Source organism: Clostridium sp., assembly GCF_036643715.1.
GTDB lineage: Bacteria > Bacillota > Clostridia > Clostridiales > Clostridiaceae > Clostridium.
In genome coordinates, this window is record NZ_JAVXRL010000016.1 from 24,633 (window position 1) to 46,821 (window position 22,189).

Sequence of the window (22,189 nt, forward strand, 5' to 3'; positions counted from 1 at the left end):
CGCAAAAGCTCTTGGAAGTGATATAACAATAGTTCATGTATCTACTAATGATGATTATGATATTAAACTTTCTAAAAGTTTAGAGGACTTTGGAATTTATGAAAAAATTACTTTTCTACCAGCCCCTTATAGAGAGGTTCGTACAACTTTTACTAAATTTTTAGAAAAGATGAGTCGTGAAGTTTGGATAGATGATAAAATAACTGTTGTATTTCCTCAGCTTATTTCTTCTCATATTCATGATAATTTCCTTCATAATCAACTTACTTTGCTTATGAGGACATCACTACTTACTGAAAAACATGTGGCAATTGTTACAATTCCATATATAATAAAGAAATAAAAAAATAGGTCAGTGTTCACTTATGTGAATACTGACCTATTTTAGTAAACAATTATTTTAAACTCCTACTCTTTAAAATAATTGTTTAACTTTTTTTCCTATTCTTTCGCCAAATATCTTCGGTGTTTCCCTATCTTCATTATTAACACCATTTACAGAAACATATCCTAAATGAATATATGGCATTCCAAGTGCTGCACCTCCAGAATAAAGAAGCATTCCTTTTACCATTAAGTGATTCAATAATGTTAGCATTGCAGTTTCAGCTCCGCCCCAAATAAAGTTAGCTGTTGCATATACAGCACCTATTTTACCTTCTAAATTCACACTATGTGATTCATCTAACCATTTCTTCATATTCCATGTAGTATTTGCAAGATATGTTGGTGTTCCAAATATAACAGCTTTACTTTCATTTAAAAAGTGAATATCAACATCTTCAATCGACATTGACTTAACTACAATACCACTTACACTTTCTAAACCTTCTTTTATGTATTCTCCAACTTCCTTTGTATGTCCACTTTCTGAATGATATAAAATTGAAACCTTCATTTAGATTCCCCCTTAACTTATATATTATTGTTAATTACTTTTATATTATACCCCTTATTAGTAGATTAACAATTATAAGTTACATATCTAAATGAAGGTTTTAAACTCATTTTATGCTTGTAATACTATTTTTTTAACTTTAGCATATCCAACAAAACTTAATACTATCATTGGAATTACGAAAGGAATATACATTAAGAATAATACTCCAGCAACTGAATATAATATTCCAGCTGTTAATGCAAATCCAGCTTTATTTTGAATAGCGCCTATTAAATTGAATATAGTTGCAAGCACAACACAAATCATATGTGGAGTAACTATAGCAGTTGCAAGTGCACCTCCAATGGCCTCTGCATCTGATGAAGCGCCACCTATTGCACCACCGAAATTAACTAATAAAAATATAGAATATAATACCCCAAGTACCGCTGATACTATTAACACCTTACTTCTTTTTTTCATATTAAAATACCTCCTAAAATAACTTTTTTTAATTTATTATTACTATAGTTGTTATTATAGGATTTATTCTATTTAATATGGTCTGCTATAAGCATACAAAATTTTATATTTTAGATAATTCTAATAATAGTCCAGACATTATTATAATTATTATAGTATATAAGAAATATCCAAGTAAATTTTTTAATCTATTATTGCTTTTTAACAGCGGAAATTTTTCTTTTACCTCTAAAAAATTAGAATATAAAAATATCAAAAGTAAACTTAGTACAACAATTGCCAGATTCTCTATAAATGGCATTTTAACGCCTTCACTTCCAGTTCCTGAAAACAATCCAAAAAGTAAGAATAGGTATACTAATGATGCTAAAATTATTTTCCATACTTTATTCGTTCTAAAACCCGGAACTACTTTATAAAAGCTTTTTATAGTAATCTGTTCTTTGACTTTATCTTCTTCTTTTAAATCTTTTTTTATTATTAAATCCTTTGTTATTTCCTTTAATTTATTTATATTATTTCTTTTCACTACATTAATAATTTTATCTTCTTTTCTCTTAATTTCATCTAAAGGCATATTAGTGTTAACTTTGCATTTAAGCACTCTAAGATCTTCCTTTAAATCTAATATTGACTGGTATCTATCCTTTGGTGAAAATTGAGTGCATTTCTTTATTATATTTTTAAGATATCCATCATTCATCTTATTTTTAGGATACTCCTTAGTTGTAAGTACATTCATTAATATTCCTGTAGAATATATATCACTTCTCCCATCAGTTTGGATAAATCCAAACTGTTCTGGTGGTGCATACTCTTCAGTTCCTTGGATTACTGTGTCCTCGCTTCTATTTTCTTTAAATTCTCTAGAAACATCAAAGTCTATAAGTTTAACTACATTATCATTACTTACAATAATATTCGATGGTTTAATATCTCTATGTATTATAGGAGGATTTAATTTATGTAATTCATTTAATGTATCACATAATGAAATTATATAATCAATAACAACATCTTCTTTTAGTAGTCCACTTGTATCTAATATATCTTTAAGAGTATTACCATTTATATATTCTTCAATAATTATTAAATTATCATCATTTACAAATATATCATATATTTTCGGTATATTTTTAAGATCCATCCCTCTCAATATTTCATATATCTTTATATTATAATTAGTTAAAACCTTCTTTATATATATTTTATTATCTTTCTTATTTTTGACTAAATATATTTTACTTTTATCATTTTCATTTAACTTAGTTAGTTCCTCATATTGAGAAATCTTAAATTCCATAACTAAACTTTCCATACCATATTCCCCTTATAAATATTGATTTTATCTACTGGAAATTATATCATAGAACTTGTACATACTACAATTTAACATTTTCACTAAGGAGGGAATTTATTTGTGAATGAGAAGAGTACTTCTGAGTTATTAGATGTTCTAAAAGGAACAAAAAATATAAAAGAACTTGAAGATTATTTAAATAAAATAGATAACGTAAAATATAGCGATTTTGCAAATTATATTTTAGATAAATGTGCAGAAAAAGGAATTAAGAAAAGTACATTAATATACGATGCTAATATTAGTAGAACTTATGGTTACCAAATTTTAAATGGCGATAAAAATCCAAATAGGGATAAAATAATCAAGCTATGTATTAGTGCCAAGCTAACTTTAGATGAAACAGAGAGGGCTCTTGCCCTTGCAAAGGTTGGAAAACTATATGCTAAAGATACTAGAGATAGTGCAATTATTTTTGCAATAAATAAGAATTTAAATGTTATTGATACAAACGAATTTTTATATAAGTTAAATGAAAGTTATATTCTTGAAGATGAATAAAGAGGAGGCATTGCCTCCTCTTTATTATGCCATATTAACTTCTACATTCTCATCTAAATCTTCATTCTCTTCTTTTTCTTCTACTATATTACTTGAAGTTATCTCTTCTTCTTTAAGTATTTTATTCAATATAAGTGCAACTATTGTTCCAGTTGAAATACCTGATGAGAAAATCATCTTTAATCCTTCTGGAAGTTGTCCTATGAATTCTGGTCTAAATGTTACTCCAAGACCTAATCCAATTGATGTTGCAATTATTAGTAAGTTTCTATTATTTATCTTTACTGTACTTAATGTTTTGATACCTGCAGCTGCTATTGTTCCAAACATAACTATACCAACACCACCAAGTACTGGTTGTGGCATAATATTTATAAGTGCTGCAAATTTTGGGAAGAACCCAAGTCCAACTAAAAGAATACCCGCCATTATAGCAACTGATCTGCTTGCATTTTTAGTTAATGGTATAAGTCCTACGTTTTGACTAAATGTTGTATTTGGAAATGCTCCAAGAGCTCCAGCGATCATACTACCAGCCCCATCTGCTAGTACACCTCGTCCAATTATCTTATCGTCTGCATCAACTTTTGATACTTCACAAATTGATGCTAAACATCCAACAGTTTCTATTGTTGTTACAAAATATGCTGGTATAAATGTTAAAACATATTTAATATCAAATTCAACTCCGTATTTAAATATATTAGGTAATGCAAAGAAGCTTGATTCTTTAACTAAAGTGAAATCAACCATTCCAAGAGGAATGCATATTACGTATCCAACTGCCATTCCTATAAGAACTGACGCACTACTTACCATTCCTTTTCCGTATCTGTTTAAAAGTAAAGTTATCATAAGTACTAACATTGCAATTGATACATTTTTTAAACTACCGTAATTACTACTTCCAACCCCACCAGCTGCCCAGTCCATTGAAACAGGAAGAAGTGTAAGTCCAATTAAACATACTACTGTTCCTGTAACTAACGGTGGAAATAATTTCATTAATGGTTTTATAAAATAACTTAAAACTACTTCTGAAATTGATCCTAAAATAGTTGCTCCTATTATTCCTGGCAAACCTGCCACACTTCCAACTGCTATAGCTGGTGCAACAAATGTGAAATCTGTACCCATTATACAAGGTACTCTAGCTCCAAAAGGACCCATACCTTTTGACTGTATTAATGTTGCTATACCTGATGTTAATATTGATGCACTTAAAACTGCTGTTGAAGTTGCACCATCAAATCCAAGTGCACTTGAGATTACAAGTGGAACTGCTATAATACCACCAAAAGCTGCAAAAATATTTTGGAACCCTAATAAAATTTGTGCTCCAATACTTGGCTTATCGTTAATACCATACATTAATTCTGAATTTGAATTATTTTGCTCTTTCTTTCCCATCCTTAATCATTCCCTTTAAATATATTTATCATCTGCTCTCATCCATCTATATTTAGGGATAAAATAAAAAACACCTCAAATAAAATTTGAGGTGAGGATATTTTAACAATAGAAAATACTAGTTATTAAAATTTCGTTCCCTCGTAGTCTGCTAATTTACGGCTAGCAGGTAGAAACTTTCGGACCCTATTTCCGACTATATACGAGCAGTTTTTATGATATATTGAGATTATATCACAATTTCGACACATTGCAACTAATATCTTTTATTTTTATACTTCATCATCAGTTAATCTTCCATCAGAACTATTTATTGGAATACTATCTCCAAGAAAAGTTGGCTCAGGTTTAATAATATTAGTATACATAAAATCTTTTACCTTAGCTAAATCTTCTCTTTTTTTGTAACTTTTAATATTTAAATAATTTCTTTTATCAGATGAAATACCATAAGCATCAATTCCTAATTTCTCTGCAATATATAATGTTCTTGGTAGATGGTATTCATTTGTAACTATTATAGCCTTATTTACTCCAAAGATTTCTTTAGCTCTATAAATTGTTTCATATGTTGAAAATCCAGCATGATCTAAAAATATATTTTTATCATTAAGTTCGCAATTATCCATTATATAATCTTTCATTGCACCAACTTCGTTATATCCTATTTTACCATGGTCTCCACTTAATAAGAATTTACTACATGCTTTACTATTATAAACATCTAGTGATGTATCTAACCTATCAATTAATATATCACTTGGTACTCCTTTATCGTCAATTCCAGCTCCAAGTACAATTATTGCATCTGCATCTTTTGGAAGTTCTTCCATTTTAACTATTTTAGAACCCCCTTTGCTATTTACAGAACTAATAGAATATGCAACTACTCCCCCACCTATTACAATAGTAACAATTATTAATTTCACTGTAGCAATTAGCGCTTTTTTAAACCCCTTTTTATTCATATAACCTCCTAATTTCTATTTTTATAATATATTTTTTTATGTATTAATTGTTTCACCTTTATTCATTTGTATTTTTTATTTATTGAATGTATAATTTTTATATACTTTCTTTTAAAGGAGGACTTATGCCTAGTTTAATATTAGAAGGAGGCACTTTTAGACCAATATTTACTGCTGGTATATTAGATGCACTCTTAGATAACGACATTATTTTTCCATATTGCGTTGGTGTTTCAGCTGGTATATGTAACGCCTTTTCTTACTTTTCTAAACAACATGGTAGAAACCTAGAAATTATAGAAAATTACAGAAATGATAAACGTTATATCAGCTTTAGAAACTTCTTAAAATGTAAAAGTTTATTTGGATTAGATTTCGTTTTTGATGAAATACCAAATAAATTAAACCCATTTGATATGGACACACTTTGTAATTATGATGGTAAACTTTTAGTTGGTGTTACTAATGCAGAAACTGGGGAAACTGAATATTTAGATGGAAAAACTATAGATAAAAAATCTATGATGCTTAGAGCAACCTGTGCTATTCCATTATTTTTCCCTGCTATAAAAATTAAAGATAAATATTATTATGATGGAGGTCTTTGCGATCCTATTCCTATTAAAAAAGCTATAGCTGATGGTAATGATAAACATTTAATAATACTTACAAGACCTAAAAGTTATAGAAAAACATTAGGAAAAGGAAATATTTTAGCTTCTAAGCTACTTTCAAGAAAATATTCTAATTTAAAGGATGCTTTTTTAACCCGTCACAATCATTACAACGAAACCGTAAAATATTGCGAAGAGCTAGAAAAGTCAGGAAGCGCCATAATTTTAAGACCTACTGAATCCCAAGCAATTGACAGTTTCGAGAGAGATGTAAATAAACTAAAAGAAGCTTATCAAAATGGTTATAATTTAGGAATAGAACATCTAGATGATATAAAAAAATTATTTAAAGACTGTATATAATACAATTTTCAAATAATTTATTTAACCTTATCTGTTCTATACCTCATAAGAAGAAATGTTTTATCATTTCTTCTTATTTTTATTTCTAAAATAATTAAATAAGGTTGCTCCAATTACAACACCAGCACCTCCAAGTGCTACCTTTTTCTTATAACCTTTTTTTCTACTAATTTCTTCAACTTTTTCTAAATTGCTATCTCCAAGTTTATTATAGTCATCATAAAGTCTTTTAAGCATATTAAATTTTTCTTTAGAAAAATTACTCATAAGCTTAACTGTAAATCTATCAATATATAAACCTAAACTTTCATTTGGTCTTCTGTTAATCATTTCTCCGTTATCTGTTTCAAAAGCATCGATTTCTGATGCTTCTTTTTCTAGTCTTTTTAATATTGCCTCATTATCATTCCATAGTAATGTATTCATTAATGTTTCTCTTAATCTTACTATATCGTTGCTCATATTTTCTCCTCCTTAGTTCTCATACACTTCTTTTATATTAGCTTGTACCTTATCTAACTATATTATACTATGTATATTAAAGTTTAGTAATGTAAAAACAACTAAAATTTGTTTACAAAATAATTAAATTGTATTACTATTTTGTAAGTATTCAATGACTTTTAAAGGCTATACTACTTATTAATTAGTATAAATCTAAAGTATATGATATTATTAAGGAACTAAACTGAAAAACGAAAGGTAAGATTATATGAATTTTAAAGAACTTTTAATAAATGATAGTATGATTACTGTCTTAAATAAAATGGGAGTTAAAAGCCCAACTCCAATACAATCTGAAAGTATACCATTTATAAAGAATGGAAAAGATGTTATAGCAGAGGCACAAACTGGTACTGGTAAAACATTAGCTTTCCTTCTTCCAATGTTTGATAATATATCAGAAAAAGATAACAATATCCAAGGACTTATAGTATCTCCTACAAGAGAACTTGCTATACAAATTACAGAAGAAGCTACAAAGCTTACTGAAGGTAAAAATATAAATATTTTATCAATTTATGGTGGTCAGGATATTAGTAAACAATTAAAGAAATTAAAAGGTGGCGTTCATCTTGTAATTGCAACACCTGGTAGACTTTTAGATCACTTAAATAAGGGAACTGTTAATCTTTCTAAACTTAAGACTTTAGTTATTGATGAAGCTGACCAAATGTTATTTATGGGATTTAGAAACGAAATTGAAGCTATAATGAAAGAAACTCCAAAGAAGCACCAAACTTTATGTTTTTCAGCTACTATGGATTCAAAAGTAAAAAAATTAGCTTACAGATATATGACAGATCCTGTAGTTGTATCAATAAAAAAAGAACAAGTTACTCTTGAAAACATAAAACAAGAAGTTGTAGAAACAACTGATAGATGGAAGTTTGATTCATTATGTAAAACTTTAGATGAAGATAATGCTTTTATGGCTATAATATTCTGTAGAACTAAAAGAAGAGTTGATAAGCTTGAAGAAGAACTTTATCAAAAAGGTTATAACTGCAAGAAAATCCACAGTGATATTCCACAACCAAAACGTGAAAGAATAATGAAATCATTTAGAAATGCAGATATACAATACTTAATTGCTACTGATGTTGCAGCACGTGGTATTGATGTAACTGGAGTTACTCATGTTTATAACTATGATATACCTGAAAGTGTTGAAGGATATATTCACCGTATAGGAAGAACTGGAAGAGCAAACGAAGCTGGTTATACTTGCCTGTTTATAGATCCAAAGAATTCAAGTATGTTAAATGAAATAGAAAAAACTATAGATTATAAAATACCAAAAAGAGTTTTATAATATTAAAAAGAAGCTACATAATTACAAGATTTAAATCTTAATTATGTAGCTTCTTTAAAAAAATATCATTATAATTCTATTGATTTATAAATGATTCTAAATCTGAATAGTTACTTTTAGTAAATTCTAAAAATAAATCTTCATCGATATCTTTGAATTCTCTGCTGTTTACTACAACTAAATCTCTCATTACAAGATTAACATCAATTTTAGAAACAACCTTAACAACATTAGCTCCTGTTAGGACATTTAATATTCCTTCACATTCCTTTTTGTTGTTTATTATTGCATTGTTTGATTTTGGTAATGTCTCTTTATAATCTAAAGTAACACATTTGTAGAATTCCCCATACTCATCATATAACTCTAATGCTATGTTATTTGTATCTAAATATCTTTCCATGACACAAGCTAAGCTTAAACCATCCCATTGGATTTTCTTACTAAATGTTCTTATGTTCACCATAATCATATCTCCCTTCTTTAAAGCAATCTATCATAATATTATATAATACTTATGATATTTGCTAAAATTGTCCTTACTGCTTATTTATTATACACTAAAAGCTAAAATTTTAAAAATACTTTCTCTACTTATTATTAATAAAAATAAAAAATTTTATAAAAACAATTTGATTTTTTTATTAAATTTATTAAAAATCCTCCTTTTGGTGTAAATATGTTAAGTAATATTTAATATGTATTAAATTCGAAATTTAGAGAATAATATGTTAGAGATTAATTTTAAGGAGAGATTTATATGGCAAGCACAACAGGTATTGTAAAATGGTTTAATGAAGAAAAAGGGTTTGGATTTATATCCTGCGATGATGGGAACGATGTATTCGTTCACCATTCTCAAGTTAAAGAAGAAGGACATAATAAAGACCTTCATGAAGGTGAAAATGTAACTTTTGATATTGAAAAAGGACCAAAAGGCCCTATGGCTACAAACGTTCACAAAGCATAATATCTTCATTACATAAAAAGAGGAAGTGATATATTTTATACCACTTCCTCTTTTATTGTTTATATTTTATTGCTCGCCGTATAACTTTACAATATTAATTATTGTTTCTACTGCTTTTTCCATTGATTCTATTGCTATATATTCATGTCTTCCATGGAAATTTTCTCCACCAGTAAACATGTTTGGAGTTAATAATCCCATATATGATAGTCTAGCACCATCAGTACCACCTCTAATTGGTACTATATCTGGAACTATATTTGCCATTTCCATTGCTTTTTTTGCAGTATCCACTATATGCATATGTGGCTCAATCATTTCTTTCATATTTTTATATTGATCTTTAATCTCAACTCTTACCGTTCCTTCTCCATAAACTTCGTTAAGCTTATTTTGAGCATTAATGAAATCTTCTTTTCTTCTAGTAAATTCATCACTAAAGAAATCTCTTATAATAAATGACATCTCAGTATGTTCTACAGTTCCATTTATACTCATAAGATGAGAGAAGCCTTCATAACCTTCAGTCTTTTCTGGTACCTCATTTGAAGGTAACATATTTATAAATTCATTTGCTATTACAGCTGAATTAATCATCTTATTTTTGGCACTACCTGGATGAACATTTTTACCATTAATTATAACTTTAGCGCCTGCTGCATTAAAGTTTTCATATTCAAGTTCTCCTAATGAACCACCATCAACAGTATATGCTAAATCAGCATCAAAGCCTTTAACATCAAAATGGTCTGCTCCTTCTCCTATTTCTTCATCTGGAGTAAATCCTATTTTTATATCACCATGTTTAATTTCTGGATTGTTAACTAAATACTCCATTGCAGTTATTATTTCAGAAATTCCAGCTTTATCATCTGCACCTAAAAGTGTAGTTCCATCTGTTGTTATTAAAGTCTTTCCTATATATTTTTTAAGTTCAGGTAATTCTTTAGGATCTAACTTAATATTTAGATCTTTATTTAGCATTATTACTTTACCATTATAATTTTCTACTATTTGTGGATTTACATTATGACCACTCATATCTGGTGCTGTATCCATATGAGCTATGAACCCAATTTTTGGTACTTCTCTATTTATATTTCCTTTTAACGTAGCATAAACATAACCAAAGTCATCAATTCTAACATCTTCTAATCCAATATGTTTTAATTCATCTGCTAAAATTTTCCCAAGTTCTAATTGTCCTTTAGTACTTGGTGTTGTTCTTGTTTCCTCATCTGATTTAGTATCAACCTTTACATACTCTAAAAATCTTTCATGAACTTTTTTCATATTATCACTCCTTATGTCTTCCATCATATGGTTATATTATACAACAATTGATATACTAATAACCATACAGTTATTAGTTACTATTTTGTTAACATATATCATAATATTTTATTAATTTACTTCTTTGATATAAATTTATTACCTTTTATATAAAATCTCCATAAGAAATCTTTAGCTTCCATAGCATAATCAATTCCAATTCTCTTAGTCTCAATTATTTCAAATTCCTCTTCTTCACCATCAATAATATATAATTCTTCTTTTTTATATAGCTTGCTATAATTTAAATTCCTATCAATATTTAAAGCCATACACAGCTTTCCAGGTCCATTCGCAATTGATACCTTCTGTACATTAGTAAGTTCACTATAATCCTTGTTGAATCTTGCATTTGATAAGTAATCTAATTCATTTAAAGGCTCTACCGCTCTTATAAGAACTCCCTCTGCTTCATCCTCTTTACCTGATATAACATTAAAACAATTATACATACCGTAAATAAGATAAATGTATGCTACTCCACCTTCATGAAATAATGGCTCTGTTCTTTTTGTTCTCTTATTATTATAAGCATGACACGCTTTATCAATACTTCCAATATAACTTTCAGTTTCAACTATTTTACACTTAATTACTTTACCATCAATTTCTCTAATTAATATTTTACCAAGTAAATCTTTTGCTAATGTCAATGAATCTTTTTGAAAATATTCTTTGTTTAAAATCATAAGATACCTTCTCTCATAAACTTATTTGCATACTGATATAAATCTTTTGAAATTATTTTTAGTTACATATCCTCTATCAATTATATTAAATCCTTCATTAACTATAAAATCATCCATATCTTCTGAACTAATTATAATTACTTCCTTTGCAATAGTTCTTGATGCTTTTATTATCCCAATTTGTTCTTCCCTTGTAGTCTTCGTAAATAAACCATATGGTAAATCAACTATACAAGCATCATACTTATCTTTAATTTCTCTCATGTCACCTTTTATAATTCCACTCTCATACCCAAATGCTTTTAAATTTCCCTTCCCATTACAAGCTATTTGAGGATTTATTTCATATCCTACTATGTCTATCCCCATAGATAAACCTTCAATCACAACAGTTCCAACCCCACAACATGGGTCAAGCACTCTCTTATTTAAGTTATCTCCTACAGCTATATTAATGAGGGCTCTAGCTACTCTAACACTTAAAGCATTCGAATAGGAAAATGGCTTGTTATCATGTTCGTGCCACTTGCAATCATTCTTTTTGTATATTCCAAATATCCATCTTCCTTCTATTTTTATAACACCTAATATTGTATTTGCGTTATGAATGTTTACCGTGCCTTTTATTGCAACACCTATTTCTTTCATTGCAGAAAGTCTTTCACTATATGTAGCTTCATTCTTTTTAAGTCTTATAAAGTTAACTTTAAAGGAATCAAATTCAGTTAAGTCATTCTTTATACAACTTATTAATTTTTCCAATGATTCTGTATCATACATTATTTCTATACATTCTTTAATAAATGGACTTCTTGTTGGATTTATTTTTACTTTTGAGACTAAATATTTATTTTCAATATTTACTTTAAATAGTCTTCTCATTTCTAATTTACATAATTCTTCCTCATATTCTGGATAATTAAGCACATAGAAGTATCCATTTCCTTTTTCTTTTATCATATATATTTTCTCCTAGCTTTAAATTAACTTTCTCTTAATTTACATACTTCCTCATCTGTAAGATATCTAAACTTACCAACTCCTAAGTCTTCTAATTTAATATTCATTATTCTTATTCTTTTAAGCTTTGTAACTTTATATCCGAAAGCTCCACTCATTTTTCTTATTTGTCTATTTAATCCTTGAGTTAGTACTATATTAAATGTATCTTCACTTACTTTACTTAATACACATGGTCTTGTTTTTTCTTTATAGCCTATATCAACACCCTTTGACATATTAATGATAAAATCATCTATAAAAGGCTTATTTACAGTAACTACATACTCTTTTTCATGTTCATTTTCTGATTCCAAAATTTTATTTGCAAGTTCTCCATCATTTGTCATTAGTATTAATCCCTCTGATTCTTTATCTAACCGTCCAACGGGGAATATATATTCTTTATAATTCATAAATTCAATTATATTATCTTTCACTTCATTAGATGCTGTACATGTTATTCCAACTGGTTTATTTAAAACTATATAAATCTTTTCTTTAGGGTTTACCCGTTCATTATCAAGTAATATTATATCCTCTTCTTCTACCCATTGCCCTTTAGTACATAACTCACCATTTACAATAACTCTTTCTTCTTCAATTAATCTATTAGCATCTTTTCTAGAACATATTCCATAATTACTAAAAAGCTTATTTATTCTCATATAATTATTAAATTCCTTTCTGTCTCTATTATTATCTTAATCTATTCATCAAGATCATATTTGCACATACCTTCAAACATTTCCTGAACTTCATCAAAATCCTTATTATTTATAAATACTGTCGATATTACTTGATTCTTACTAAAATATTCATCTCCTAATATTTTTAAATTAGGTCCACCCATTATAGTATCTTCAATTACCATACTTTCTGCATCTTTAAATAAAAAAATATTTCCATTAGAAGATATTAATCCGTTTTCATAAATTGTATTTCTGTAGTCTATAAATTTATATTTTCTTATTATAAAATCAATTATTGTAACTACACATAAAATTATGGTTAAAATGATTTCTATTATCCCATATTTATAACCTTCATAAATTCCAGCTATAAATAACACTATACTTAGTACTGCAAGAACTGTAATGTTAATGATAAGCAGTTTAACTGAATAATACCCAATATTCTGTGGACTTCCTTTATACCTAACCTTACCTAGTATGGACTCAACTTCTTTTAACTTATCTCCTATATGATATCTTATATTATTTTTCAATCCTATTAACATTAGCTTAATTACACATATCATTGTAACTAATTGAACAAAATTTTCTATGATTAACTGACTATTTCTTAAGTAATATACAAATAATAATATCACTGTTAATCCAGCCACACTTGCCATTGCTATATTGTTTATTTTATATATTTTTTCTTTTTTTCTATATTCACTTCTACCCATTTTTTCAAACCCCTTATACCTTTTATTTTAAATAATTATCAAGCTCATTTTGCACTTTAAAAAGTTCATTTTTAAGTTCTTTCATCTCAAGTTTTATACTTTCTAAATCTATATACTCTATACATTTTTCTATCTCAACATATTTTCTTACACTTAAATTTCCTGAATTTCTTAGCACTTCGTTTTTATTTATAATTTTTGAAAATCCCGTCTCTTCATTAAATTCATTCAATGTAGTTACTACTTTTTTTATAATTTCATTCTCTAATATAGTTATTTTTTTTGATGATTTAACATTATTTATAACATCAATAAAAAGAATATCCTCTCTCTCTCTATTCTTTTTAATTATAATTAAATTAACAGCAATGGCAGTTCCATACATCATATTATTTGGAAGTGCTATAACAGCATGAATTAAATTTTCTTCTATTAAATTCCTTCGTATTTCACCATCTATTCCTTCTCTAAACAAAACACCTGAAGGTTCAAGTAAAACAGCTGTTCCATAACCATTAAGACTTTCTACAATATGTGTTATATATGCATAGTCTCCATTTGTTTTAGTTGGAGTACCTCTGTAAAATCTATTAAACTTATCCATCTCATAAACTTCTCTACACCCCCACTCCCTTTGAGAAAAAGGATGATTGCTTACTATACACTCAAACTTTTCTACTTTATTCTTTGAAGAATGCTTTGGATTTATTATAGTATTTCCTTGATAAATATTTTTACTATCTCTTGAATGGCCTTCAATTATAAGAAGCATCTTACATATTTTAACTGAATTCTCATCTATATCTTGTCCATATATTTTAGCTTTTTCATGGTATTTACAAACTTCAGTAACCATCATTCCAGTTCCCACTGTAGGATCATATATATTTTCAAAAGGAACATCTTTTAAAATTTCTCTTATTAATACATTTAAGTTATCAGTTGTATTTACATTTAACTTTAAATTTTTAAATAAAAAGTTAATTCCCGCTCTAAATTCTTCTTCCTTTGGATAATCCTCATTAAACTTAGTCATATAATCTAGCGTTTTTGCCATTATATTTTCATCAAAATCTCTTAATCTAAATATATCATTAATAACTTCTTGTACTTCCTTACTTTCATCTAAAAAATCTTTTAACTCATCAAAAAAATTATGTTTAGAAACTTTAAATAAATCTTTTTTTGCATTGTTCTTTACGAGCTTTAAAAATACAATTTCCAAAGTAACCATACGGGAGACATCTAAACTAAATAGCCCTCTAAATGAATCCATAAGCTCCCACATATAATTGTTTACATACTTTTCTACATCCGTCATACTCTCACCTTCTCCCTACATTAAGCTTTCTCTTAAATATTGTTTAAACTGACTTTCTCTATTTTTAACAATCTTTTCTACAATCTTTTTTTCTTCTTTCATTAAATTATAAACTTTTGATATTTCCTTTTGCTTTTTTAAATCAACAAGTTTTATTTCCATATCTTCTATAGCTTTTAACTTAATTATAGATAAAGAAGTACCTTCAGAGTTTCTTATATAATACTCCTTAGCATATTCAGAATTAAGGTATACTTCTAAATATTCAGGGTTTAATACAGACACATCCTTAACAGTAAGTATAATATAATGGGACGTTGCAACTATATTATCTTCATTGCCATCAATAATCGCAGCAATATTATCACCACTTTTTGCTTTTAATATTACATCCCCTTTTTTTAATACATATTTATCATTCATTTCTTTTTCAGGTGTAAAATAATCTAATTCATCATAATTTATTACACCATCACTATTTACATCCTTTAATTTAATTAACTTATATACATTCCCCCCATCGGTTATTTTTCCTTGAAATCCACCTTTTAAGTTACAAATCTCTGATAATTTCATAAATTCTCCTCCGTAAGTTAACGTTAACCTTTTTATCATTTTATAATAAATAGGATAATTTTGTCAACAGTTTTTGCAAAGTTAGCTTTAGCTTAAACTTATTCAAACTAAAAAAAGCCACATCTTCATGTGACTTTTAATAACCAAAATCATCTATTAACCATGGAGCATCTTTATTTTCTCTAATTACATAAAACCATTTTTCGTATGTTCCACTCTTTTCAGGTCCTTCGCTGTCATCTTTATACTTTACATCGTATTTAACATTATAAACTTTTAAATTTTCTAGAGTTGTTCCATTATCCATTCCTCTACCGTGTGTTATATATCCTTCAATTACAGCCTTATCAGTTTCTTCGATGATAGATTCGAGATTGACTTTTTTTAAATTTTCAAAGCCCCATACTACATTAGGACCATTATGCCACTTAGTTAATGTTGTTAAAAGCTTCTCTTTATCTTTATCATTTTGATATTTAAAATAGTTTTCTACAACAATCTCGGGATTTTTGTTACTAGTTCCTGTATCTATTTCTTTACTGCTTACAATTTTATTTATACAGAAAATAAATATTATACAAATAACAATTAAAATTATAAACCTACTTACTTTAAAATACTGTTTCATTGTTTAATCCCCTTAACTACTACTTTTTATTATAGTAACACTATTTTTTTTGCTATTAGTTACATTCGCATTACATAAAAATTACATATCAAAATACATTTTAAACCTTTTCATCCAACATATTCTCCAATTCATTTCCTCACATAGTGTATACAATTCTTTTTCATCGTTTACACCTCTTTTCGTTATTATTTCATGAACATCTTTGTTTACAATTAGTCCATTTTCTATATCATCACCTAGCTCTTTAAATAATGCGTAACTTCTTATATGAGAAAATTCTGCACTCTTTTTTATTAATTTTAATCCTGTTAACTCATCATCAGTTATTTTATACTTTCTTATTCTTCTATTTTTAAGATTCTTCCTACTATCTTGAAGCTGCGTTAAATACATAGTTCTTATCTTTTCTGCTGTATACGAATCTCTTATCGCCATATATATTTGTTCTGAATATTTTAAGTACTCTTTTCTTTTACCAATACCTTCACTTTGAATGAATTCATCTAATATTTTCCCTATTTCATAAGCTCTAAAATATTCCTTGCCAGCAATACTCCTTCTACTGCTATCTGGTATATCTTTCAACTTATAATGGGCGCCCCCTTTACTTGTCCTAAGTATTCCATCAATTCTACTACGTTCAATCCACATTGTACCCATATTATCAAGATACGTACAATTGTTCCAAGAATTTTTTACACTGCTCCTTCCCCTTTGAGTTGTATTATTAGGATCCTTTGGTATTTCATATTCCATATCTTTTACTGATACTTCAAAAGGGACTATAGATTTTTCTTTTTTCATTATGAAATCATATCCTCATATAATTGATTTAATTTTGAAATTGCATTAGCAGCCTCTTTATGACTACACTTATCTGGATGAAGTTTTTTTGCTATATTATCTCTCCATTTCTTAGCAACTTTTTTATCAAAATAACAATCACGTGTTATTTTCAGCTTGTCCCCCCTTTCTTTTCCATCAAGCTCAAGCAAATAAAAAATATATTCACATTCTTCCGATGAAAAATATTTACTTTTACTTCTACTTATTTCTTTAACTTCTATTTCGCTTATTTCGCTTTCATCTATATCAAATTCTTTTAATAGCTCTCTAAAAATCACAATTTTATCATATAAACCTTGCCAGCTATTACTATTAATTTTTATCATTCCATTTATATTTTTATCTTTACATCCTTTCTTTTTAAAAAAGTCATTTACATCTTTATTAATACTTATTCTTGCATTTTTTAAAGTTTTAAATTTTTTCAATTCACTTACTGACGTTACATTGATCCATTTCATTTTCATCCCCTCCTTAATAATCTATATTCTTTTTTATATATTTAATTACAAAAAAATACGACTATATTAATAACATTTTACTGTTACTAATATAATCATATTTGAATAATTTTATAAATGTTCTAGTAATATTTTAAGTCCTATAAGTATTAATATTAACCCACCGGCACTCTCTGCGTACTTTTGGAATACTCCACCTAATTTTTTTCCGATTAATGCTGCTATTATACATAATACAAATGTTGTGCCTCCAATAATAATCATAGCTTTTACTATACTAACATTTAAAAATGCAAAGCTTACACCAACTGCTAATGCATCTATACTAGTTGCAATTGCAAGTATTATTAAGTTTTTGTTATTTAATTCATCACACTCTTCTTCATCTACTGTAACTTCGTCTACTAGTTCTTTTTCTGATAATTCTTTTTCTTCTTTTCTTGACTTTATTGATTCATAAATCATTTTACCTCCAATTATTGAAAGTAATATAAATGCAATCCAATGGTCAAAAGCTTCAATATAATCTTTAAAGTATATTCCCGCAAACCATCCTATAAAAGGCATTATAGCTTGGAATATACCAAAGAATAACCCCATTTTAATTGCATTTTTCAATAAATTTTTTCTAAGTGTCATTCCTTTTGCAATTGAAACTGCAACCGCATCCATTGCGAGCCCTATTCCTGTTAAAAAAATTGATATCAATGACATATAATTTCTCCTATCTTTACTACTCTTTTGCATAAAAAAAGACTCATACGTAGCACAAAAAGGCCACGTACAAGTCTCGCTATTTAATATTAAGCCAGAATCCTAAAAAGATTCAATATGTTGACTTAATAACTCATTCAACCTATGAGCTAACTACTCCCTTATACAAACGAGTATTTTTAAATTCGTATTTAATAATACCAGATATTTTATATAAATACTACATTAAATATTTAAATTTCTCCTATTTTAATTTTAGGCTTGTTTTTACCATGAAAATCACTACCCCAAGTAGCTTCAAGATTATTTTCTTTAGCTTTTCTTAAGAAGTAATTTCTTTGGTCATCTGAATGATATGAACTATACACTTCAATACCATCTATTCCTTCTTTTATTATATCTTCTAGCATTTCTAATTTTCCTTTTAAGTTATTGCCAGGATGTGCAAGAACGGCTTTTCCACCTTTTTCTTTTATTATTTTTATAGTATCTTCAAGCTTTGGAAAATCCATTTTTACATAAGCAACTTTTCCTTGTGAGAAAAAGTCCCAGTAGAAATGTACAAAAGGCATATCACTTTTCTCTCCACCTTCGTAATATGTTTTAAGTAATTCTGAATCTTTGTTTCGTTCATCTTCTAAAATTACTTCTCCAATTAACTCACCTGTTACAATATTTCCATTTGCAATGTTTAATATCTTTTCTCTATCAACAAATAGATCTGTCCCTTCTTGTATCTTTCTTATCTTATCTTCTGTGCTATTTAACTCTTGAACTAACACATTCTCTTCTATATCTAAAAAGCACTTATCTTTATAATCTATTCCATATCCTAATATATGAAAATCTACCTCTTTATAAGTACAGTCTATTTCTATTCCAGGTACTATTTCAATATTTTTACCTTGTGAATAATTAATAGCTCTTTCTACTCCTTTTACGGAATTATGATCTGTTATTGCTATTTTTGTAACTCCATTTGATACAGCCATATCAACAATAGCTTCTGGCGTAAATTCACCATCATCACTAAATTTTGAATGAATATGCAAATCAACTTTACTCATTTTATCCCCTCCCTTTATTTCACCATTTATTATTTAATCTTCTCTGGCGCCTTATACTCTTTTCCTTTAGTATCAACTTTAATTGATTCAATCTTAACTTCATTAATAGGTTTATCATTTTTATCAGTCTTAACTGATTCAATATTATGAAGTACATCAAGTCCTTCAGTTATTTTACCAAAAGCTGCATAATCTCCATCTAGATGTGGTGCATCAGCAGTCATAACAAAGAATTGACTTCCGCCTGAATCCTTACTTTGAGAACGTGCCATAGATAAAATACCTTCTGTATGTTTTATATCATTATCAAAACCATTTGAAGTAAATTCACCTTTAATACTATATCCAGGACCACCCATACCAGTTCCATCTGGGTCTCCACCTTGAATCATAAAATCTTTTATAACTCTGTGGAAAGTTAAATTATTATAAAATCCACTATTTGCAAGTTCAATAAAGTTATTAACTGTGTTTGGTGCTTTATTTGGATATAATACACCTGTCATAGTTCCAAAATCCTTAACTTTAATAGTTACTACAGGAAGATCCTTTTCATCTATCTTTTCCTCTGTCTGTTTTGGCTTATTATCTTCCTTAACATTCTCTTTAACTTTTTCATTACCGCATCCAGCGATAGACATAGCTAATACCCCTAATGCTACAACTAAAATTACTTTTAGCTTTAAACTTTTCTTTCTCATATGTACCCTCTCCTTTTTCTAAGTTTAATTTATTATACCAATTAATGCCTATATTAATCTACATCAAAGTTCTATAAATTAAAGGTTCCAAACTATAATCATTAAATGCTACAATATTTCTACTAAATGAATATCCGCCATCTCCCTCAACATATCCAAAATACTCTATAACATTTCCTAAATTAGTACTATAAAGCCTTGGATCTTCAGGTACAAATGAATTATTAATATACTTATTTTCTCCGTATAATATAATATCTCCCTTTTCTCCAGTTTGAAGTTCCATTACTTCATTAAATAATAAAAGAGCTTCCATATAAGCATTTGGATTATTCTCTCCTTTTATTCCTTCCATAAAAGGTAATGCATCATAAAAATCAAAATCAATACCTTCAAAATAAGTATCAATTACAGTGTCTTCTGATGGTGAAGGAATCATTTTATATCCTCTAAACGCATACACTCTATATTTATCTTCAAATCCATTTTTTATTTTATAAAAGACTATTTTATAACCATCTTTTACTCTTAGTGAACTTCGTTCTTCAAGAAGTTTATTTATATTAAATTCTACTATTCCACAATCAACTTCAATATATTCTCTTTCATTTTCAATAGAAGTTACATTAAATCTTTCAAGTTCAACATCTTCTTTATTTAGTACTTCCTTTAAATTAAATAAAGGAACATCTCTTAGAGGGGATACGTACACTCCACCTTCTCTAACGTCATCAAAGTCTATATGAGATAATTTAAATTGCATTTTTAAAGCTTCATTGACTTCATCTTCACTATTTAAGTTGTAGCCACTTCTTCTTAAATATAAAGAATACATATATAAATAATCTTCATACTCTAATCCCTCTTCATTGTTTTCTATTAATCCTTCAGTGTACTCATCATACAATTCTCTTATTGTTTTCATATACTGCCTCCTTGTATATAGTTTTCCTGTATAAGGCTATTATATAACTTAATTTATAAAATTCATAACATATACTATAAATACTGAAAATGCAGCAACAACAATTAATGATTTTTCAAAGTAAGCTAATAATATAGCGACTATAGCTCCGATAGATGAATACACCATATTACCAGTACTATAAAATATACTAGGAAAAGTCATAGCTCCAAGTACTGAATATGGCATATAATAAAGAACAGATCTTAAAAATTTACTTTCTATTTTATTTTTCATAAATATAAAAGGAAAAACTCTAGTTCCATAAGTAACAGCAGCCATTATAACTATACATATAATTAAATACATCTCTATGCCTCCTTATCATCAATTGGAAATAATTTTGCACAAACACAGGCAGACACTAATGCCGCTATAATTAATGCAAATCCTGCCGATATATTACTTAAAAAACTTACATATTTAAATAAGGCACTTATTAAAACTGCCAATAAAACAACTATTAATACAGCTCTGCTTTTTTTCATTTCGGGAACAATAAGTGCTATAAACATACCATATAAAGCAATTCCTAATGCATCTTGAAGTTGCTCTCCCATGAAGCTTGTACTTATTGCACCAATAAACGTTCCAATAGCCCATCCAAAGTATGGAGGTATTATAAGTCCTAGCATATACTTAAAACTTAATTCGTATTTTTCTAATGATGCTACTGTAAAAGTCTCATCTGTAACTCCAAAAGCTATTATATACTTTTCCTTCTTTTTTATACCCTTTCTAAACTTTTGAGAAAGGGATAATGACATAAGCATATATCTAATATTTATAATGAAAGTAGTAAGTGCAATTTCAAAAAATGTTGAACTATTTATTATTAAATCAATTCCAGCAAACTGTCCTGCTGAAGTTAAATTAGTCATTGAGATCATAACTGCTACTAATGGATCCACCCCACCTCTTGATGCAATCATCCCAAATGTTATTGATACTGATATATAACCAAGTGCTATTGGAATACCTTTTTTAAATCCATCTTTAAAATCATCAAGTGATTTTGTTTCAATAACTTCTTTTAATTCCTCTCTATTTTCCAAACTCTCCACAATATATCGCCCCTAATATTTTTATTTATACCACTATACATTTTA

At 27.8% G+C, this 22,189-nt stretch carries 27 protein-coding genes, 1 pseudogene and 1 riboswitch; of the genes and pseudogenes, 5 read left to right on the forward strand and 23 right to left on the reverse strand.

Annotated features, from left to right (window positions below; translation table 11 throughout):
- Nucleotides 1-343, forward strand: a pseudogene (locus RSF37_RS06455) (hypothetical protein); the annotation flags it as partial.
- Nucleotides 344-415: 72 nt separating this feature from the next.
- Here RSF37_RS06455 and RSF37_RS06460 read toward each other — a convergent pair.
- From RSF37_RS06460 to RSF37_RS06470, 3 genes are all read right to left on the reverse strand, one after another.
- Complete coding sequence (locus RSF37_RS06460; RefSeq protein WP_332563584.1) at nucleotides 416-898, reverse strand: flavodoxin family protein; 483 nt, start codon at nucleotides 896-898, stop codon at nucleotides 416-418.
- Between the two features lie 111 nt (nucleotides 899-1,009).
- Nucleotides 1,010-1,363 (reverse strand): hypothetical protein, encoded by a 354-nt coding sequence (locus tag RSF37_RS06465; protein WP_332563585.1) that lies wholly within the window; start codon nucleotides 1,361-1,363, stop codon nucleotides 1,010-1,012.
- A 103-nt stretch (nucleotides 1,364-1,466) separates the two neighbouring features.
- A complete protein-coding gene (locus tag RSF37_RS06470; RefSeq protein ID WP_332563586.1) occupies nucleotides 1,467-2,681 on the reverse strand; it encodes a serine/threonine-protein kinase in 1,215 nt (404 codons plus the stop codon).
- A 102-nt stretch (nucleotides 2,682-2,783) separates the two neighbouring features.
- Between RSF37_RS06470 and RSF37_RS06475 the strand changes: the two genes are divergently transcribed.
- Nucleotides 2,784-3,224 carry an XRE family transcriptional regulator gene (locus tag RSF37_RS06475; RefSeq protein ID WP_332563587.1) on the forward strand — a complete coding sequence of 147 codons (441 nt, stop codon included), beginning with the start codon at nucleotides 2,784-2,786 and terminating at the stop codon, nucleotides 3,222-3,224.
- A gap of 24 nt (nucleotides 3,225-3,248) precedes the next feature.
- Here RSF37_RS06475 and RSF37_RS06480 read toward each other — a convergent pair whose 3' ends face one another.
- Both RSF37_RS06480 and RSF37_RS06485 read right to left on the reverse strand, forming a co-directional pair.
- Complete coding sequence (locus tag RSF37_RS06480; RefSeq protein ID WP_332563588.1) at nucleotides 3,249-4,634, reverse strand: uracil-xanthine permease family protein; 1,386 nt, start codon at nucleotides 4,632-4,634, stop codon at nucleotides 3,249-3,251.
- A gap of 124 nt (nucleotides 4,635-4,758) precedes the next feature.
- Nucleotides 4,759-4,860, reverse strand: a riboswitch (purine riboswitch).
- 46 nt (nucleotides 4,861-4,906) lie between these two features.
- Entirely contained in the window at nucleotides 4,907-5,602 is a 696-nt protein-coding gene (locus tag RSF37_RS06485; protein WP_332563589.1) for a SanA/YdcF family protein, read from the reverse strand.
- Between the two features lie 125 nt (nucleotides 5,603-5,727).
- On the opposite strand from RSF37_RS06485, the gene RSF37_RS06490 reads away from it, so the two are divergent.
- The gene (locus RSF37_RS06490) at nucleotides 5,728-6,579 is read left to right on the forward strand and encodes a patatin-like phospholipase family protein (protein WP_332563590.1); all 852 of its coding nucleotides are present in this window, start codon (nucleotides 5,728-5,730) and stop codon (nucleotides 6,577-6,579) included.
- A gap of 63 nt (nucleotides 6,580-6,642) precedes the next feature.
- Here the strand turns inward: RSF37_RS06490 and RSF37_RS06495 are convergent, their stop codons facing one another.
- Nucleotides 6,643-7,041: a hypothetical protein gene (locus tag RSF37_RS06495; RefSeq protein ID WP_332563591.1), complete on the reverse strand. Its 399-nt coding sequence runs from the start codon at nucleotides 7,039-7,041 to the stop codon at nucleotides 6,643-6,645.
- Nucleotides 7,042-7,291: 250 nt separating this feature from the next.
- On the opposite strand from RSF37_RS06495, the gene RSF37_RS06500 reads away from it, so the two are divergent.
- Nucleotides 7,292-8,395, forward strand: a complete 1,104-nt coding sequence (locus tag RSF37_RS06500) for a DEAD/DEAH box helicase (protein WP_332563592.1) — start codon at nucleotides 7,292-7,294, stop codon at nucleotides 8,393-8,395.
- 76 nt (nucleotides 8,396-8,471) lie between these two features.
- Here RSF37_RS06500 and RSF37_RS06505 read toward each other — a convergent pair whose 3' ends face one another.
- Nucleotides 8,472-8,861: a hypothetical protein gene (locus RSF37_RS06505; protein ID WP_332563593.1), complete on the reverse strand. Its 390-nt coding sequence runs from the start codon at nucleotides 8,859-8,861 to the stop codon at nucleotides 8,472-8,474.
- A 294-nt stretch (nucleotides 8,862-9,155) separates the two neighbouring features.
- On the opposite strand from RSF37_RS06505, the gene RSF37_RS06510 reads away from it, so the two are divergent.
- Entirely contained in the window at nucleotides 9,156-9,365 is a 210-nt protein-coding gene (locus RSF37_RS06510) for a cold-shock protein (protein ID WP_332563594.1), read from the forward strand.
- Nucleotides 9,366-9,431: 66 nt separating this feature from the next.
- Here RSF37_RS06510 and pepT read toward each other — a convergent pair whose 3' ends face one another.
- The 16 genes from pepT to RSF37_RS06590 all read right to left on the reverse strand — a co-directional run bounded on the left by pepT (nucleotide 9,432) and on the right by RSF37_RS06590 (nucleotide 22,135).
- Nucleotides 9,432-10,658 carry a peptidase T gene (gene pepT, locus RSF37_RS06515; RefSeq protein ID WP_332563595.1) on the reverse strand — a complete coding sequence of 409 codons (1,227 nt, stop codon included), beginning with the start codon at nucleotides 10,656-10,658 and terminating at the stop codon, nucleotides 9,432-9,434.
- Between the two features lie 116 nt (nucleotides 10,659-10,774).
- The gene (locus RSF37_RS06520; RefSeq protein ID WP_332563596.1) at nucleotides 10,775-11,386 is read right to left on the reverse strand and encodes a DNA-3-methyladenine glycosylase; all 612 of its coding nucleotides are present in this window, start codon (nucleotides 11,384-11,386) and stop codon (nucleotides 10,775-10,777) included.
- Between the two features lie 21 nt (nucleotides 11,387-11,407).
- Nucleotides 11,408-12,346 carry a TRM11 family SAM-dependent methyltransferase gene (locus RSF37_RS06525; protein WP_332563597.1) on the reverse strand — a complete coding sequence of 313 codons (939 nt, stop codon included), beginning with the start codon at nucleotides 12,344-12,346 and terminating at the stop codon, nucleotides 11,408-11,410.
- A 23-nt stretch (nucleotides 12,347-12,369) separates the two neighbouring features.
- Nucleotides 12,370-13,053, reverse strand: coding sequence for a pseudouridine synthase (locus tag RSF37_RS06530; protein ID WP_332563598.1), 684 nt, complete (start codon nucleotides 13,051-13,053; stop codon nucleotides 12,370-12,372).
- A 41-nt stretch (nucleotides 13,054-13,094) separates the two neighbouring features.
- Entirely contained in the window at nucleotides 13,095-13,799 is a 705-nt protein-coding gene (locus tag RSF37_RS06535; protein WP_332563599.1) for a hypothetical protein, read from the reverse strand.
- A 22-nt stretch (nucleotides 13,800-13,821) separates the two neighbouring features.
- A complete protein-coding gene (locus tag RSF37_RS06540; RefSeq protein ID WP_332563600.1) occupies nucleotides 13,822-15,120 on the reverse strand; it encodes an N-6 DNA methylase in 1,299 nt (432 codons plus the stop codon).
- Nucleotides 15,121-15,135: 15 nt separating this feature from the next.
- Nucleotides 15,136-15,696 carry a restriction endonuclease subunit S gene (locus RSF37_RS06545; protein ID WP_332563601.1) on the reverse strand — a complete coding sequence of 187 codons (561 nt, stop codon included), beginning with the start codon at nucleotides 15,694-15,696 and terminating at the stop codon, nucleotides 15,136-15,138.
- Between the two features lie 136 nt (nucleotides 15,697-15,832).
- Nucleotides 15,833-16,324, reverse strand: a complete 492-nt coding sequence (locus RSF37_RS06550; protein ID WP_332563602.1) for a DUF4829 domain-containing protein — start codon at nucleotides 16,322-16,324, stop codon at nucleotides 15,833-15,835.
- 81 nt (nucleotides 16,325-16,405) lie between these two features.
- Nucleotides 16,406-17,131, reverse strand: coding sequence for a hypothetical protein (locus RSF37_RS06555; protein WP_332563603.1), 726 nt, complete (start codon nucleotides 17,129-17,131; stop codon nucleotides 16,406-16,408).
- Nucleotides 17,131-17,634, reverse strand: coding sequence for a hypothetical protein (locus RSF37_RS06560; protein ID WP_332563604.1), 504 nt, complete (start codon nucleotides 17,632-17,634; stop codon nucleotides 17,131-17,133). Before RSF37_RS06560 ends, RSF37_RS06555 begins: the two co-directional genes overlap by 1 nt.
- Before the next feature lie 111 nt (nucleotides 17,635-17,745).
- A complete protein-coding gene (locus RSF37_RS06565; RefSeq protein WP_332563605.1) occupies nucleotides 17,746-18,348 on the reverse strand; it encodes a manganese efflux pump MntP in 603 nt (200 codons plus the stop codon).
- Between the two features lie 233 nt (nucleotides 18,349-18,581).
- Nucleotides 18,582-19,415, reverse strand: a complete 834-nt coding sequence (locus tag RSF37_RS06570) for a PHP domain-containing protein (protein ID WP_332563606.1) — start codon at nucleotides 19,413-19,415, stop codon at nucleotides 18,582-18,584.
- A 29-nt stretch (nucleotides 19,416-19,444) separates the two neighbouring features.
- Nucleotides 19,445-20,116 carry a peptidylprolyl isomerase gene (locus RSF37_RS06575; protein ID WP_332563607.1) on the reverse strand — a complete coding sequence of 224 codons (672 nt, stop codon included), beginning with the start codon at nucleotides 20,114-20,116 and terminating at the stop codon, nucleotides 19,445-19,447.
- A gap of 58 nt (nucleotides 20,117-20,174) precedes the next feature.
- Nucleotides 20,175-21,041 carry a hypothetical protein gene (locus RSF37_RS06580; RefSeq protein ID WP_332563608.1) on the reverse strand — a complete coding sequence of 289 codons (867 nt, stop codon included), beginning with the start codon at nucleotides 21,039-21,041 and terminating at the stop codon, nucleotides 20,175-20,177.
- Between the two features lie 48 nt (nucleotides 21,042-21,089).
- Nucleotides 21,090-21,389: an AzlD domain-containing protein gene (locus RSF37_RS06585; protein ID WP_332563609.1), complete on the reverse strand. Its 300-nt coding sequence runs from the start codon at nucleotides 21,387-21,389 to the stop codon at nucleotides 21,090-21,092.
- A 2-nt stretch (nucleotides 21,390-21,391) separates the two neighbouring features.
- On the reverse strand, nucleotides 21,392-22,135 hold the full coding sequence (locus RSF37_RS06590; RefSeq protein WP_332563619.1) for an AzlC family ABC transporter permease: 744 nt from the start codon (nucleotides 22,133-22,135) through the stop codon (nucleotides 21,392-21,394).
- Between the last annotated feature and the right edge of the window lie 54 nt (nucleotides 22,136-22,189).

Excerpts from the sequence above, each read along its gene's own strand:
- RSF37_RS06460 (WP_332563584.1), bottom strand. The coding sequence starts at position 898 with ATGAAGGTTTCAATTTTATATCATTCAGAAAGTGGACATACAAAGGAA.
- RSF37_RS06465 (WP_332563585.1), bottom strand. The coding sequence starts at position 1,363 with ATGAAAAAAAGAAGTAAGGTGTTAATAGTATCAGCGGTACTTGGGGTA.
- RSF37_RS06470 (WP_332563586.1), bottom strand. The coding sequence starts at position 2,681 with ATGGAAAGTTTAGTTATGGAATTTAAGATTTCTCAATATGAGGAACTA.
- RSF37_RS06480 (WP_332563588.1), bottom strand. The coding sequence starts at position 4,634 with ATGGGAAAGAAAGAGCAAAATAATTCAAATTCAGAATTAATGTATGGT.
- RSF37_RS06485 (WP_332563589.1), bottom strand. The coding sequence starts at position 5,602 with ATGAATAAAAAGGGGTTTAAAAAAGCGCTAATTGCTACAGTGAAATTA.
- RSF37_RS06490 (WP_332563590.1), top strand. The coding sequence starts at position 5,728 with ATGCCTAGTTTAATATTAGAAGGAGGCACTTTTAGACCAATATTTACT.
- RSF37_RS06495 (WP_332563591.1), bottom strand. The coding sequence starts at position 7,041 with ATGAGCAACGATATAGTAAGATTAAGAGAAACATTAATGAATACATTA.
- RSF37_RS06500 (WP_332563592.1), top strand. The coding sequence starts at position 7,292 with ATGAATTTTAAAGAACTTTTAATAAATGATAGTATGATTACTGTCTTA.
- RSF37_RS06505 (WP_332563593.1), bottom strand. The coding sequence starts at position 8,861 with ATGGTGAACATAAGAACATTTAGTAAGAAAATCCAATGGGATGGTTTA.
- RSF37_RS06510 (WP_332563594.1), top strand. The coding sequence starts at position 9,156 with ATGGCAAGCACAACAGGTATTGTAAAATGGTTTAATGAAGAAAAAGGG.
- pepT (WP_332563595.1), bottom strand. The coding sequence starts at position 10,658 with ATGAAAAAAGTTCATGAAAGATTTTTAGAGTATGTAAAGGTTGATACT.
- RSF37_RS06520 (WP_332563596.1), bottom strand. The coding sequence starts at position 11,386 with ATGATTTTAAACAAAGAATATTTTCAAAAAGATTCATTGACATTAGCA.
- RSF37_RS06525 (WP_332563597.1), bottom strand. The coding sequence starts at position 12,346 with ATGATAAAAGAAAAAGGAAATGGATACTTCTATGTGCTTAATTATCCA.
- RSF37_RS06530 (WP_332563598.1), bottom strand. The coding sequence starts at position 13,053 with ATGAGAATAAATAAGCTTTTTAGTAATTATGGAATATGTTCTAGAAAA.
- RSF37_RS06535 (WP_332563599.1), bottom strand. The coding sequence starts at position 13,799 with ATGGGTAGAAGTGAATATAGAAAAAAAGAAAAAATATATAAAATAAAC.
- RSF37_RS06540 (WP_332563600.1), bottom strand. The coding sequence starts at position 15,120 with ATGACGGATGTAGAAAAGTATGTAAACAATTATATGTGGGAGCTTATG.
- RSF37_RS06545 (WP_332563601.1), bottom strand. The coding sequence starts at position 15,696 with ATGAAATTATCAGAGATTTGTAACTTAAAAGGTGGATTTCAAGGAAAA.
- RSF37_RS06550 (WP_332563602.1), bottom strand. The coding sequence starts at position 16,324 with ATGAAACAGTATTTTAAAGTAAGTAGGTTTATAATTTTAATTGTTATT.
- RSF37_RS06555 (WP_332563603.1), bottom strand. The coding sequence starts at position 17,131 with ATGAAAAAAGAAAAATCTATAGTCCCTTTTGAAGTATCAGTAAAAGAT.
- RSF37_RS06560 (WP_332563604.1), bottom strand. The coding sequence starts at position 17,634 with ATGAAATGGATCAATGTAACGTCAGTAAGTGAATTGAAAAAATTTAAA.
- RSF37_RS06565 (WP_332563605.1), bottom strand. The coding sequence starts at position 18,348 with ATGTCATTGATATCAATTTTTTTAACAGGAATAGGGCTCGCAATGGAT.
- RSF37_RS06570 (WP_332563606.1), bottom strand. The coding sequence starts at position 19,415 with ATGAGTAAAGTTGATTTGCATATTCATTCAAAATTTAGTGATGATGGT.
- RSF37_RS06575 (WP_332563607.1), bottom strand. The coding sequence starts at position 20,116 with ATGAGAAAGAAAAGTTTAAAGCTAAAAGTAATTTTAGTTGTAGCATTA.
- RSF37_RS06580 (WP_332563608.1), bottom strand. The coding sequence starts at position 21,041 with ATGAAAACAATAAGAGAATTGTATGATGAGTACACTGAAGGATTAATA.
- RSF37_RS06585 (WP_332563609.1), bottom strand. The coding sequence starts at position 21,389 with ATGTATTTAATTATATGTATAGTTATAATGGCTGCTGTTACTTATGGA.